Genomic DNA, 13,607 nt, shown 5'->3' with positions numbered 1-13,607 from the left:
GCCCGTCCCCCTGTGCTTGTTGGAGGCAGGTGTCGAAGAAGAAGGGAGAGAGGGTGAGCGAAGTCGAGGTATCCCCATCGAACGCTGGGCTGGACCAATTGGCCGAGCGGTCGATCCGCCACTTCGCCCTGCCCCCAGGCGTCATCCCCACGCTGATCAACATCTCGGAAAACGCCACATACCGGCTCGACGACCCCGCCACCGGCAATCGCTGGGCGCTCCGCATCCACCGCGAGGGATACCATTCCCGCGCCGCCATCGCGTCCGAGCTGGCCTGGCTTGCGGCCCTCCGGGCGGCCGAAGCGGCCAATGTGCCGGCCCCGATCCAGGGCCGAGACGGCGAATTCATTCAGTCGGTGAAAGCGGAAGGCCTTGCGAATCCGCGCAACGTCGTTCTCTTCGATTGGGAAGCAGGCCAGGAGCCTGCCGCCAACGACGTCGCGGGCTTCGAGAAGCTCGGCGAAACGGCCGCCCGGATGCACGCACACGTTTGCACCTGGAAACGCCCGTCCTGGTTCGAGCGCCACACCTGGAATTTCGAGACCAGCCTGGGTGCCACGCCACACTGGGGCCGTTGGCGGGATGGCATGGGCATGACGCCGGAGATCGAGCGCGTGCTTGGCGAGACCGTCGCGCTGATCGAGCGGCGCCTCGCGCGCATCGGCACCGGACCCGGCGTGTTCAATCTCGTCCACGGCGATATGCGCCTCGCTAATTTGCTGATGGACGACGGCACCGTGAAGGTCATCGATTTCGACGACTGCGGCTTCTCCTGGTTCCTCTACGATTGCGCGACCACGGTCTCGTTCTTCGAGGAGGCTCCCGAAGTACCCGAGCTGATCGAAGCCTGGGTGCGCGGCTATCGCCGCATCGGCACGCTGAGCCCGGACGAGGAAGCCGAGATCGCAACCTTCGTCATGCTGCGCCGCATCCTGCTCGTCGCCTGGATCGGCTCGCACGCGGAAACCGATCTCGCCCGCTCGATGGGGGTCGCTTACACCCAAGGTACGGTTCCGCTTTGCGAGCGCTACCTGTCCCGCTTCGGCGCAGCGCACGCCGTATCCGGAACGGTCTTCCCTGAGCAAGAGAGAGCGAGATGACGGCGAAGCACTTCATAAACGGAACCTGGTATGCCGCCGCGAAGGGTGGAGAAATCGACGTTATCAACCCTGCTAACGAGCGAGTCTTTGCCACCATTGCCGCCGGCACCGCCGAGGACGTGGACCGCGCGGTCGCGGCCGCCAAGACAGCCGGCCAGGGCGCCTGGGTCAGAACCACCGGGCGCGAGCGTGCAGTGGTCCTTCGCGCGATCGCTTCCGGGCTGGAAGCCGAGCAACAGGCGCTTGCCGAACTCGAAGTCCGCGACAACGGCAAGCCGCTGCCCGAGGCCCTGGGCGACATCTCGGATACCATCTACTGCTTCAATCTCTACGCCACCTACGCCGAGGAGCTGGACGCAAAGCAGGACCAGCCCATCGCCGTACCCGATGATCGCTTCAAGACCACCGTAAAGTACGTGCCGGCAGGCGTCGCCGGATTGATCGTGCCGTGGAACTATCCGCTGCTGATGGCCGCCTGGAAGGTGGCCCCCGCCCTCGCCGCAGGCTGCACGCTCGTGCTGAAACCGTCCGAGTTTACGTCCCTCACCGCGCTGGAACTGGCCCGCATCTGCGAGACCGCCGGCGTTCCGCCGGGCGTCGTCAACGTTGTGACCGGCTACGGAGCCGAAGCTGGTGCCCGTCTCAGCACGCATCCGGATGTCAGAAAGCTCGCCTTCACCGGGTCCATCCCGACCGGCATTGCCGTCGCCACGGCCGCGGCCCGCGAGATCAAGAGCGTGAGCTTGGAGCTTGGCGGAAAATCTCCCATCGTCGTGTTCGATGACGCCGACCTGGAACAAGTCATCGAATGGGTCATGTTCGGGATCTTCTGGAACCAGGGCCAAGTCTGCAGCGCCACCTCGCGCCTGATCGTTCAATCGGGAATTGCCGGCCGCCTAGTTGAACGGCTTGCCGAGGAGGCCAAGAAAATCACCATCGGCGACGGCATGGACGCGGGCGTGTTGCTCGGCCCGCTCGTCAGCCGTCCGCAGTACGACAAGGTCATGGGCTACATCGAGGTCGGCAAACGCGAAGCCTCTCTCGTATCCGGCGGACAGCGCCCCGCGGGCTTTAATGCCGGCTATTTTGTCGAACCGACCATCTTCACCGGCGTCGCCCCGGAAGCGCGCATCTGGAAGGAGGAGATCTTCGGCCCCGTGCTCGCGGTCGCATCCTTCAAGACCGAGGAGGAGGCCCTTGCGCTAGCCAACAATACCGAATTCGGATTGGCCGCAGCCGTCATGACCTCGGATCTCGATCGCGCAGCTCGCATTGCCGATCGCTTCGAGGCGGGCGTGGTCTGGATCAACTGCTCCCAGCCCAACTTCCTAGAGCCGCCGTGGGGCGGCATGAAGAAGAGCGGCGTCGGGCGCGAGCTTGGAACCTGGGGACTGATGAACTTCCTCGAGCCGAAGCAGATCACGCGCTACCTAAGCCCCGATCCCTGGGGGTGGTATCTCAAGGGCTAGCCCATGATCGCTTCGGACCCAATCAGTCCGATACCACCGCTCAATCGAGATCGACAACGGGCTCGATGACAAAGGTGCGCAGCACGCAGTCGTGCTCACGGAACGGGATGTACGCGCTCGGAACGATGCAATGTTTGCCGAACTTGAAGCCCGGCTCGTCGTCGCTGCTATCGTCCGGATCGTCGTCGAACGCCCAGCTCCCGCCGCGCCTGCGGATGAGATGCCCCGGGTTGGCGCGTCCTGAGCCGGATGCTAAGACACTTTGGAATTGGTCGAGAGAGCCCATGGCCGACACGCCCCAGCCGCCGTCACCCCGGCGCGATCCGAGCGAAAATCTGAGAATTGCCGAAACCCAGATCTCGGCCATTCTGACCATCGCAGCCGACGCGATCATCTCGCTCGACGAGCGCTTCCGCATCACGCTCTTCAACGAAGGCGCAACCGCCATCTTCGGCTATACGCCCGAAGAGATCATCGGCGATTCCATCGACAAGCTTATCCCGAGCCGCTTCCACGCCGTCCATCGACGCCACGTTTCCGATTTCTCCGCTTCCCCAGTCGCCGCCCGCAAGATGGGCGACCGCCAGGAGATCTTTGCGCTGAAAAAAGACGGCAGCGAATTCCCCGCCGAAGCCTCCATCGCCAAGCAGCAGGTCGGCGGCAAGAAAGTCTACATGGTCGTGCTGCGCGACGTAACCGAACGCAAACGGACGGAAGCAGCCCTCGCCCTCGCCAATTCGGAACTCGAAAAGCGTATTGCCGATCGCACGCGCGATCTCGAAGCCGAGATCCGCCGTCGCGAGGAAACTCAGGTCGCCCTCATCCAGGCCCAGCGCATGGAAGCCTTCGGCCAGCTGACCGGCGGCGTCGCGCACGACTTCAACAACCTCCTGACCATCGTCACGGGCAATCTCGAGCTTCTCGGCTACGAAATCGACAAGGAAAGCTCTCGCGCATATCTGAAGCGAGCGTCCGACGCCGCCGACATGGGCGCCGCGCTGACCAAGCGCCTTTTGACCTTCGCGCGCCGCCGCCGGCTCGCGACGCAGGTCGTGGACGTCAACGAGCTGGTGCTTGGCCTCACCGAAATCCTGAAGCGCTCTCTGGGCGAACCGATCACGCTCACCACCGTGCTTGCCGGTAAGCTCTGGCACACCCGCACCGATCCGAGCGAACTCGAAAATGCCATTCTGAATCTCGCGATCAACGCACGTGACGCGATGCCCACGGGCGGCCAACTCGTCATCGAGACCAAGAACGTGTCGGCAACCGAAGCGGGCGCCCCCCATCCCGGAGATTTTGTGCACATCGCGGTGAGCGACACCGGCCAGGGCATGCCACCGGAAGTTCTGGATCGGGCGTTCGAACCTTTCTTCACGACAAAAGAGCCCGGCCGCGGCACCGGACTGGGCCTCAGCACAATCTATGGGTTCGCCGAGCAATCGGGTGGCTATTCGACGATCGCGAGCACGCTCGGCAAGGGAACCATCGTGAACCTCTATTTGCCGCGCGCCGATGCGGAAGCCGATTTGATCCGCCAGGAAACCTCCGAGCCGATCCCGCTCTCGGAAAACTGCGAAACGGTGCTCGTCGTCGAAGACAATCCCGAAGTCCGCGAGCTGACGTTGCAGCGCGTCGAAGGGTTGGGCTACGTCGTACAGGAAGCCGAAAACGGCCAGGCCGCGATCCGCATTCTCGAAAGCGGCGACCCTATCGATCTCATCCTGAGCGACATCGTCATGGCAGGCGGACTTTCGGGATACGACCTCGCCCGCTGGGTCCGGGCCAACGCACCGCAAACCAGGATCGTGCTGACAACGGGCTATGCCGCCGAGGAGGCGAACCAGGATCCCTCGGATCTGATTGACGCTCCTATCCTGCGCAAGCCCTATCCCAGAAAGCAGCTTGCCGTCGCGCTGCGCGATGCTCTCGCGCCTAAGACGTAAGGCGCGTTAGACTCGCTTGACACTTCCCGCGAATGCATAGCCGACACCGCGCACGGTCTTGACCAGCTGCGGCCGCTCGCTTTCGGGCTCGATCTTCTTGCGCAGCCGCGCGACGAGGCCGTCGATCGACCGATCCATCGGCGTCCAGTCGTGGCCCTTGAGCAGGTCCATCAGTTCGTCCCGCGACAGCACGCGGCCGGGTCGCTGCACGAAAATGATGAGCAGATTGAACTCCGCCGTCGTCAGCTCGACGTTGGCGCCCTTTGGATCGCGCACCTCGCGCCGTTTCACATCGATCGACCATCCATCGAACGCAAAGCGCGTCCCGTCGGGCCGCTCGGTCGCGCCGGTATCAGCCTCCTCGGCGCCCCCGACATAGCGCCTCAGCACGGCGCGGACGCGCGCAACAACCTCGCGCATCAAGAACGGCTTCGAGATGTAGTCGTCGGCACCGAGCTCGAGCCCGACCACGCGGTCGATCGGATCGCCCTTGCCGGTGATCATGATGATCGGCGTGTTGCGTTTGGCGCGGAAATCGCGGGCAAGCTTGAGCCCATCCTCGCCACCGAGCTTGAGATCGAGCGTCATCAGCGCGATCGGCTGGCGATCGAGATGCGCTTCGGCCTCCGCGCCGCTCGCCGCTTCGACCACGCCGAAACCTTCGGCTTCGAGCCCGGCCCTCAGCAGCGCGCGGATTTCAGGTTCGTCGTCCACGATCAGGACTTGTGAGATCTCGTGTTGAGACATTTTTCTCTCTTCACCCGAGCCGACCGCCGCAAACGTCAGATGTCACCCCTTTTAGAGGCTCTCTGACACATGCTGATACACATTCTTACAATTGGACCATACGCCTGGAACGCGGGACCAATCTTATCCCCCTATCGCACATTGGCGAACGCGCCAAATGCCTCGGCGTAAAGAATGTATTTGCATCGTCGAGGCTAGGCAAAGGTTACCCGAGAGGGCTTGGTGACGACAGCCGCGAAGGACCAAACGCCTCTGACCGGAAATGCCGAAGCAGCCGCATACCCCGATGCCGGGCTGGGCGAGACGGCGCGCGGCCGGCAAACCTTCGTCCTCGGTATTTTTCCGGAGCAGACCCAGGCCGACAGAGCCATCGAGGGCCTCGTTTCCAGTGCCGCGCGCAATTGCGACGTCCTCGTCGTATCCCAAACGGCGCAAAGCCGACGCCCGCCATCCGCGGCAAGCGATCGCATAAGCCGCTGCACCAGCGAAGTCTTTCTGAAATCGGGGCGAGACATGCCCGGCGCGAGCAAAACCCCGCGGCCCTTCAGGGCTCTGTGGAAAAGCATCCACGCAGAAAGCGCCGTCGACCTCCGCATCACGCCGCTCGGCACGCAGCGCCTTTTCCAGCATGTCGTGAACCGCCTCGCAGGCGGAGCCACCCTCGTCATTGCAAGAACGGAAAATGCCGAACAGCGCATGGCGACTTCACGCGCGCTCTTGGATGCGAATTGCGAAGTTCTGCTGACCCACGAAATGACGGCGCAGCTCAACTGAGCCCGGATGCTGCTAACACTGCGCATCGCCGGGAACCTCCAGCCGCGTGACGGTTTCCTTCCACTTGGAGCCGCGTCACTGAACTGTATCGCGCCGCGGTTTAGACTATTGGCCAAACGCGCGATTCAGATTTTTTTGATTGAGTTGATCGAAATCGATGTGAACGTGCAGCAGCTTGCGTCAAATCCTTCCGGACGCAGACGAAGTATTAGCGCAGCTCAGGCCCGATCCCATGAGCCGGATCTCATGAACATGTGCGTCCTCACCTCGACCGAGGACCGTGCCACGATGCACCGAAAGGCCCCACAATGACGGTTCGCAACCTCGAATTCCTGTTCTCGCCGAAGTCGGTGGCCTTCATCGGCGCGAGCCCGGAGCCCGGCAGCGTCGGCCGCATCGTGACATCCAACCTCAAGACAGGTGGATTTGCGGGCGACCTCTATCTGGTCAACCCAAAGCACTCGGAGATTGAAGGAACCGTCTGCTATCCGTCCATCGCGGCACTCCCAGCGACACCCGATCTCGCCGTCATCGCGACGCCCCCGAAAACAATTCCTTCCGTGATCGCGGACCTCGCCGCAAAAGGAACGCGCGCGGCGATCGTGATCACGGCGGGCATCGACACGATGCTCCGCCGAAAAATGTTCAACGCGGCACGGCCAACCTGCATGCGCATCGTGGGGCCGAACTGCATCGGCCTGCTCCTGCCGCGCCTGGGGCTCAACGCGAGCTTTGCGCATGGGATGCCGCTCAAGGGTGATCTCGCGTTCCTCTCCCAATCAGGCGCGCTCGTCACCGCGGTCATCGACTGGGCACACGCCCGCGGCATCGGTTTCTCGAAAGTCGTCTCTATGGGCGACATGGCCGACGTCGACTTCGGCGACCTCCTGGATTTTCTCGCCGGCGACCCGCAGAGCAAGGCGATCCTGCTTTACGTCGAGCAAATCACCAGTGCTCCCAAATTCCTGTCAGCGGCCCGCCGCGCCGCGCGTGCAAAGCCAGTCATCGTTCTGAAATCCGGCCGCCACGCCTCGGGCGCCAAGGCCGCGCAATCACACACCGGCGCGCTTTCGGGCGCGGATGCCGTCTACGACGCCGCATTCCGGCGCGCGGGCCTCGTCCGTGTCGGCGATCTCGACTCGCTGTTCAGCGCCGCCGAAATTCTCTCCTTCACGCCGAAGCTCGAAGGCGAGCGGCTTGCCATCCTGACCAACGGTGGCGGCGCGGGCGTGCTCGCGGCCGACCGGCTCGCGGACTTCAACGTCGACCCCGCAGACCTCTCCCCCGAAACGCAAGCCGCGCTGAACAACGTGCTCCCGCCGACCTGGTCGAGAGGTAATCCGGTCGACATCATCGGCGACGCAGGCCCGGATCGCTACGAGGCGGCCCTCGAAATTCTACTCGCCGACAAGGCGCTCGACGCGGTTCTCGTCATCAATTGCCCGACCGCCCTGGCTTCGAGCGAAGCCGCCGCCAGCGCGGTCATTCGCGCGCACGCGTCGGATACCGCAAAAACCGGGCGCAAGAAAACCGTGCTGACCAACTGGCTCGGTGACGGCGCCGCAACCGAAAGCCGCCGCCAATTCGCGAAAGCCGGCATCCCGACGTTCGATACCCCCGCCGAAGCCATCGAAGGCTTCATGCAGCTCGTCGCCTACAGGCGTTCGCAGAACGAGCTGATGCGCACGCCCCCGACCGCCCCCGGAAACCTGCACTTTGATACCGACCACGCCAGCGCCGTGATCTCGGAGGCGATCGCACGCAACCGCTTCATGCTGACGGAAAAGGAATCGAAGGCAATCCTCTCCGCCTACGGCATTCCCGTCGCCGAGACGGTCATCGCCAGGGATCCGGACGCCGTTGCAAACGCCGCCCGCAAGATCATGGAAACAACGCCCGCCTGCGTGATCAAGATCCTCTCCGACGACATCTCCCACAAATCGGATGTCGGCGGCGTCCGCCTTGGTCTTAGAAGCCCCGAGGAAGCCCGAGAAGCTGCGCGCGCCATGCTTGCCGACATCGCACGCATCCGCCCCGACGCCCATCTCGAAGGCTTCACCGTGGAACCGATGATCGAGCGCCCGGACGCGCACGAGCTTATCGTCGGCATGAGCGAGGACAGAACCTTCGGCCCCACGCTACTGTTCGGCGCAGGCGGCACCGCGGTCGAGGTCATCAAGGATACCGCCCACGCGCTTCCGCCGCTCGATCTCATGCTGGCCCACGATGCCATCCGCCAGACCCGCATCAGCCGCTTGCTGCAAGGATACCGCAACCGCCCACGCGCCGATCTCGACGCCATCGCAGAGGTGCTGGTGCGCGTCAGCTACATGATCGCCAACCATCCCGAGATCCGCGAACTCGACATCAATCCGCTATTGGCCGACGAACGCGGCTGCATCGCGCTCGATGCTCGTGTCCGCGTCGCCGACGCGATCAGGGAGCCGCGCCTGCCGCTTTCGATCAGGCCCTATCCCGCCCAATGGGAAGAAGATCGTGAGCTGCCGCGCATCGGCAAGTTCCACCTGCGTCCCGTGCGCCCCGAGGACGAAAAACTCTACGATCGCTTCTTCGAGCACGTGACGCCCGAGGACGCCCACATGCGCTTCTTCACCATGAAGCCCGACCGCTCGCACAAATTCATCGCGCGCCTGACGCAGATCGACTACGCGCGCGAGATGGCGTTCGTGGCGCTGTCTCCGGATGGCGAGCTGTTGGGCGTAAGCCGCCTTTCGGCGGATCCCGACTACACGCGCGCCGAGTACGCCGTGCTGGTCCGTTCCGATCTCAAGGGAAAAGGGCTCGGCTGGCTCCTGATGCAGCACCTGATCGCCTACGCCCGCGAAGAAGGCCTGCAGCAGCTCTTCGGCGAGATCCTCGCCACCAATACCACCATGCTGACGATGTGCCAGGCTCTCGGCTTCAAGATCGAGACCATCGACGACGACAGCACGCTGCGCCGCGCGACGCTGCAAATCGGCGCAACTCCGCAAGCGCTCCGCACAGCGCGCACCTAAATAATCATCGGTCTCATCAGAAACTTAGAGCGAGATCGCGATTCAAAGAAAAGCGATCTTGCTCTAAGCGACAAGACAATCGACAGGAGAAGCCGGTTTAAGACAGCGGCGCCTAGCGGTTATCCGGCGCCGTCGATGGCGCATCCTCGTCATCCTGGATAGCCCGCCAGCCCGCGCCTTCGAGATCCTGGAACTGACCCGAGTTGAGGGCCCACAGAAACGCGACCAGTCCGACGAGGCCCAACACGAGCGCGCAGGGAATCAGCCAGGCAAGCGCGGTCATGATTGACCTCCTCCGATGGCGGGTTCGAGCGCGAGCTTGCGCCGCCGCAGCCTCAACGCGTTTGCCGTGACCGCGATGGACGACAGCGACATCGCAAGCGCCGCGATCAGCGGCGTCACGTGTCCCGCCATTGCCAGCGGCACCGACACGACATTGTAGGCGAGCGCAATGCCGAAATTCTGCACGGCCATACGCTGTGACGCACGCGCGACCTTGAGCGCCTCGAGGATCGGCGCGAGCTGCTGCCCCTGAAACACCGCATCCGCAGCAGTCTGGCTGATGTCCGCGGCCGAAGACGGCGAAAGCGACGCATGGGCCGCAGCCAGCGCCGGCGCATCGTTGAGGCCGTCGCCCACCATCAAGACCCGATGCCCCTCGGCCTTGAGCCGTTCCAGCATCGCAATCTTGCCATCGGGACGCACGCCTCCGGACCAATAGGCAATACCGGCTTCCTGTGCCGCTGCGGCGACGGCTTGTGGCCGATCACCCGACAACAGGTGCACCGTATACCCTTGCGCCCGAAGCGCCGCCACGACCTCGGTCGCGTCGTCACGGACGATATCGTCGAAATGGAACGCAACTGGCGCGGCTGTGCCATCCCCATAGAACAGCGAGCCAGGCGCACCCGCAGAAGAAGTGCCCTCGCTCACCCATGCGGCCGAGCCGAGCCGGCGTTCTCCGTTGCTCGTCTGCGCCGAAAGTCCCGAACCCGCCACCTCGGTCACGCTCTCGGCTGGAATGATATCCAAGCCCCTGTCGCGCGCCGCCTTCACGACCGCCCGCGAATAGGGATGGCGGCTGGAAATGGCCAGCGACGCGGCCGCCATCAGCACATCATCGTCGATCTCCGCGCCATTGCGCAGCGCAGGCTCGCCGCGCGTGAGCGTTCCGGTCTTGTCGAACACGACGGTATCGACCTCCGAGAGCCGCTCGAGCCCGTCGGCGGCCTTCACGATCACGCCTTTGCCGAACAGCCGGCTCGTCGCCGCGACTTGCACCGCCGGCACCGCAAGCGCGAGCGCACACGGGCAGGTGATGATCAACACGGCGACAGCATTCGTCAGCGCAACTTCCCAGCCCGCACCTACCATCATCCAGCCGAGAAGCGTAGCGGCACCGAGCACGTGGACCGCCGGCGCATAGAGCCGCGACGCCCTATCCGCAAGTCGAACGTATTGACCTCGCCCCTGCTCGGCCGACTGCATCAGTCGCGCAATTTCGGCCAGCAACGTGCTGTCGTCGGTCGCAGTGGCCTCCACCGTGATCGCACGCGTGAGATTGAGCGTGCCCGCATGAACGTTGCTTCCCGGAGCGCCCGCTGCCGGGAGCGTTTCTCCCGTGATTAGGCTCGCGTCGATGTCGGTCAACCCGTCGAGAATCCGTCCGTCGACCGGAATACGCTCGCCGGCCGCAACATGGATACGCATGCCGGGTACAAGCGTCCGGGCCGGCACGCGCGTCGCAGTTCCATCGGCGCCGATCACCATCGCCGTCAGCGCCTTGAGGCCGATCAGATTCTCGGCCGCGCCGCGCGCCCGAAGCCGCACCTGCTCGTCGAGGTAGCGTCCGATCAGCAGGAAGAACGTCAGCATGATCGCGGCGTCGAAATACACATGCGACGTGCCGCGGATGGTTTGGAACAGGCTCATGCCCGTAGCTAGGATGATGCCGAGCGAGATCGGCACATCCATGTTGAGGCGGCCGCTGCCGAGCGCGCCGCCAGCCGAACGGAAGAAGGGTTGTGCAGCGTAGGCGATAGCCGGCATCGCGATCAGCGCCGAAAGCCAGTGAAACAGCGACGCCGCAGCGCGGTCCATGTCGCTCGCTTCTCCGGCCCACACCGATACCGAAAGCAGCATCACATTAGCTGCCGCGAAACCCGCGACACCGAGCCGGCGCAGCAGGTCGTCCGCGCGCGCCTCGGACTGGCTGGCAGCCGTTTCCGGTGTCTCGGCCGCGTGAAAGCCGGCACCAGAAAGCGCATCGATCAGCGCCTGGGACTGCGCCTTCTCGGGATGAAACGTAACCGCGACGCGCCTCGCCGAGAGATTGGCCCGGGCATCGAGCACGCCTGGAACGTTGCGCAGCGCGCCCTCGATCGACGACATGCACGCCCCGCACTGCATGTTCTCGACCACGAGCGACGTCGTCTCGACGCGCGGCCGGCCCTCATCGAGAGCGGAGCGCAACTCAGCATCAGCAAGCGAGATGTCTAAGGTGCGACCCACAGGCGCCTCCGGATCTGAAACACCGGCGTCGCGGCTTCCGCGCCGGAAAACACCTGCGCTTCGACAAGCCAGGTTCCGCTGTCCGCCGCTTCCAGCACCGCCTCGTAGACACCAGGCGTGGCCTCGGCGAGCGCAATCTTGTTGTCGAAACGATTGGTCGCGGGCCGGCCGACTTTCGCGACAATCCTCTGGTTCGTGACAGGCGTCCCATCCTTTGCCTTGAGCAAAACACGCAGACGGACGGGATCTCCGGAAATCTCGGTCTGATCCTGCCATCCGAGATCGGTCTGTCGCGTATCGGCCGCAATGCGCGTGTTGTACGCAACCCCGTCACGATAGGCGTTGACGTTATCGACGCCGCCAAAGGTGGTGAGCGCCTTGTAGATCAGCGTCGCGTCGGCAACGACGATCACCGCAAAGAAACCGAGCAGCGAGAAAAGAACGTGGGCGCCGGTCAACCCGCCGCGCTTTTGTCCCGTGGCCCGTTGTTCGGTGGGTCGAGAAAAGCTCATCATGATCCGGGGCCTCTGAAGGTCGCGTTGTTGATCGCGGTTTCGCCGCTGTCGATATTCGTCACCTTGAAGCGCAGCGGAACGGCGGTGCCGCTCATTTTCCGCCAGATCGGCGCCGGGGCCGTCACGTAGATCTTGAATGCACGGACGTTGTTGGCCTCGATGTTGAGCGGCGCCGACGTCCCTTCAAAGCCTACGATGGACATCGTCGCGCCCGGCACCCCGTCGATCGCGACCTGGAAGGCCTGCGCCGAATGCGTCTTGTTCAGGATCTTGAGCGTATAGCCGTTGCGCACGCCGCCATCCGACAGTGCGACGAACATCGGATTACGATCGGCGATCACGCTGATCTGCGTCGTCAGGCGCGCAAGCCACGCCCACGCCATGAGCCCGACCACGAGCGCGATCAGAGCCGAGTAGAGCACCGTGCGCGGCCGAACGATACGGACCGGAACCGGCTCCGCTCCTGCAGGCGCCTCGACATTGAGGAACGTGTCGTAGGAGATGAGCCCTTTCGGGCGCCCGACCTTGTCCATGATGTCGTCGCAGGCGTCGATGCACAGCGCACACTGAATGCATTCCATCTGCGCGCCATCGCGGATATCGATCCCCATCGGGCAAACCGCAACGCACGCCTTGCAGTCGATGCAGTCGCCGCGGTCGAGCCACGTCTGCCCCTTCTTGTGCGCGCCTCGCGGCTCGCCCCGATGCTCGTGGTAGGAGACGAGCAGCGACTCGGCATCGAACATCGCCGCCTGGATACGCGGCCAGGGGCACATGTAGATGCACACCTGCTCGCGTGCGATACCGCCGAGCAGGTAAGTGGTTCCAGTGAAAATGCCGAGAAAGACGTATGCGATGAGCGGAGCATCCCCCCGCACCAGCTCGGCAGCCAGCGTCGGCGCATCGCGGAAATAGAACACGAGAACGCCGCCGGTCGCGATCGATATCACCAGCCACGAAATGTGAGTGGCCGTCTTTTTCCAGATCTTCTCGAGCGTCCACGCCGATTGATCGAGCCGCATCCGTGCATTGCGATCGCCCTGCCAGAAGCGCTCGACTGCGATCATCAGATCCGTCCAGACCGTCTGCGGACAGGCATAGCCGCACCACATGCGCCCCGCGATCGCCGTGACAAGGAACAGCCCCAGCGCCGAGAGGACGAGGATACCGGTGATGAAATAGAGCTCTTGCGCCCAGATCTCGATCGGACCGAAATAGAGACGCTGATTTGCGAAATCGAGCAGGAACGCCTGATTGGGAAGTCCGGGCCCACGCTCCCAGCGCACCCAGGGAAGCAGGTAGTAGATCCCGAGCGTCACCGCCATCACGATCCACTTGATCGAGCGGAACGTACCGTGCGCACGCTTGGGGTAGATGGGCTTTCGCTCTCCGTAGAGCGAGCGCAGGCTCTTGGACGAAACCGCCGCAACATCGATCCGTTCGATCCCGGGCGCGGCTTCGGTCGGCTTAGTGCCGTTCGTCCGCGCGATGGGCTCCATCTGTGTCACGGCGGTTTCCTTTTGGTTCC

11 protein-coding genes are annotated in these 13,607 nt (G+C 63.8%); 5 read left to right on the top strand and 6 right to left on the bottom strand.

Going from position 1 to position 13,607, the window contains the following annotated elements:
* Positions 1-53 precede the first annotated feature (53 nt).
* Together RCO24_RS18255 and RCO24_RS18250 are read left to right on the top strand one after the other, a co-directional pair.
* Positions 54-1,100, top strand: coding sequence for a phosphotransferase (locus RCO24_RS18255; RefSeq protein WP_308964115.1), 1,047 nt, complete (start codon positions 54-56; stop codon positions 1,098-1,100).
* Complete coding sequence (locus RCO24_RS18250; RefSeq protein WP_308964114.1) at positions 1,097-2,569, top strand: aldehyde dehydrogenase family protein; 1,473 nt, start codon at positions 1,097-1,099, stop codon at positions 2,567-2,569. The genes RCO24_RS18255 and RCO24_RS18250 overlap by 4 nt, the downstream gene beginning before the upstream one ends.
* A gap of 40 nt (positions 2,570-2,609) precedes the next feature.
* Here RCO24_RS18250 and RCO24_RS18245 read toward each other — a convergent pair whose 3' ends face one another.
* On the bottom strand, positions 2,610-2,855 hold the full coding sequence (locus RCO24_RS18245) for a hypothetical protein (protein ID WP_308964113.1): 246 nt from the start codon (positions 2,853-2,855) through the stop codon (positions 2,610-2,612).
* On the opposite strand from RCO24_RS18245, the gene RCO24_RS18240 reads away from it, so the two are divergent.
* Entirely contained in the window at positions 2,854-4,515 is a 1,662-nt protein-coding gene (locus tag RCO24_RS18240; protein ID WP_308964112.1) for a PAS domain S-box protein, read from the top strand. The two genes, RCO24_RS18245 and RCO24_RS18240, sit on opposite strands and share 2 nt — an antisense overlap.
* 6 nt (positions 4,516-4,521) lie before the next feature.
* Here RCO24_RS18240 and RCO24_RS18235 read toward each other — a convergent pair whose 3' ends face one another.
* The gene (locus RCO24_RS18235) at positions 4,522-5,262 is read right to left on the bottom strand and encodes a response regulator (protein WP_308964111.1); all 741 of its coding nucleotides are present in this window, start codon (positions 5,260-5,262) and stop codon (positions 4,522-4,524) included.
* 222 nt (positions 5,263-5,484) lie between these two features.
* On the opposite strand from RCO24_RS18235, the gene RCO24_RS18230 reads away from it, so the two are divergent.
* Both RCO24_RS18230 and RCO24_RS18225 read left to right on the top strand, forming a co-directional pair.
* Positions 5,485-6,036 (top strand): hypothetical protein, encoded by a 552-nt coding sequence (locus RCO24_RS18230; protein WP_308964110.1) that lies wholly within the window; start codon positions 5,485-5,487, stop codon positions 6,034-6,036.
* Between the two features lie 308 nt (positions 6,037-6,344).
* Positions 6,345-9,053, top strand: a complete 2,709-nt coding sequence (locus RCO24_RS18225) for a bifunctional acetate--CoA ligase family protein/GNAT family N-acetyltransferase (RefSeq protein WP_308964109.1) — start codon at positions 6,345-6,347, stop codon at positions 9,051-9,053.
* Positions 9,054-9,165: 112 nt separating this feature from the next.
* Here RCO24_RS18225 and ccoS read toward each other — a convergent pair whose 3' ends face one another.
* From ccoS to ccoG, 4 genes are read right to left on the bottom strand one after another with little or no spacing between them, the layout of a single operon-like run.
* On the bottom strand, positions 9,166-9,336 hold the full coding sequence (gene ccoS / locus RCO24_RS18220) for a cbb3-type cytochrome oxidase assembly protein CcoS (RefSeq protein ID WP_308964108.1): 171 nt from the start codon (positions 9,334-9,336) through the stop codon (positions 9,166-9,168).
* Complete coding sequence (locus RCO24_RS18215; RefSeq protein ID WP_308964107.1) at positions 9,333-11,564, bottom strand: heavy metal translocating P-type ATPase; 2,232 nt, start codon at positions 11,562-11,564, stop codon at positions 9,333-9,335. The genes ccoS and RCO24_RS18215 overlap by 4 nt, the downstream gene beginning before the upstream one ends.
* Positions 11,549-12,079, bottom strand: coding sequence for a FixH family protein (locus RCO24_RS18210; protein WP_308964106.1), 531 nt, complete (start codon positions 12,077-12,079; stop codon positions 11,549-11,551). The genes RCO24_RS18215 and RCO24_RS18210 overlap by 16 nt, the downstream gene beginning before the upstream one ends.
* On the bottom strand, positions 12,076-13,578 hold the full coding sequence (ccoG, locus tag RCO24_RS18205; RefSeq protein WP_308964243.1) for a cytochrome c oxidase accessory protein CcoG: 1,503 nt from the start codon (positions 13,576-13,578) through the stop codon (positions 12,076-12,078). Before ccoG ends, RCO24_RS18210 begins: the two co-directional genes overlap by 4 nt.
* Positions 13,579-13,607: the final 29 nt, after the last annotated feature.

This window comes from Hyphomicrobium sp. LHD-15 (assembly GCF_031157355.1).
Lineage (GTDB): Bacteria > Pseudomonadota > Alphaproteobacteria > Rhizobiales > Hyphomicrobiaceae > Hyphomicrobium_C.
This window is presented reverse-complemented; position numbering and strand designations above follow the sequence as displayed.

Excerpts from the sequence above, each read along its gene's own strand:
- RCO24_RS18250 (WP_308964114.1), top strand. The coding sequence starts at position 1,097 with ATGACGGCGAAGCACTTCATAAACGGAACCTGGTATGCCGCCGCGAAG.
- RCO24_RS18240 (WP_308964112.1), top strand. The coding sequence starts at position 2,854 with ATGGCCGACACGCCCCAGCCGCCGTCACCCCGGCGCGATCCGAGCGAA.
- RCO24_RS18245 (WP_308964113.1), bottom strand. The coding sequence starts at position 2,855 with ATGGGCTCTCTCGACCAATTCCAAAGTGTCTTAGCATCCGGCTCAGGA.
- RCO24_RS18235 (WP_308964111.1), bottom strand. The coding sequence starts at position 5,262 with ATGTCTCAACACGAGATCTCACAAGTCCTGATCGTGGACGACGAACCT.
- RCO24_RS18225 (WP_308964109.1), top strand. The coding sequence starts at position 6,345 with ATGACGGTTCGCAACCTCGAATTCCTGTTCTCGCCGAAGTCGGTGGCC.
- ccoS (WP_308964108.1), bottom strand. The coding sequence starts at position 9,336 with ATGACCGCGCTTGCCTGGCTGATTCCCTGCGCGCTCGTGTTGGGCCTC.
- RCO24_RS18210 (WP_308964106.1), bottom strand. The coding sequence starts at position 12,079 with ATGATGAGCTTTTCTCGACCCACCGAACAACGGGCCACGGGACAAAAG.
- ccoG (WP_308964243.1), bottom strand. The coding sequence starts at position 13,578 with ATGGAGCCCATCGCGCGGACGAACGGCACTAAGCCGACCGAAGCCGCG.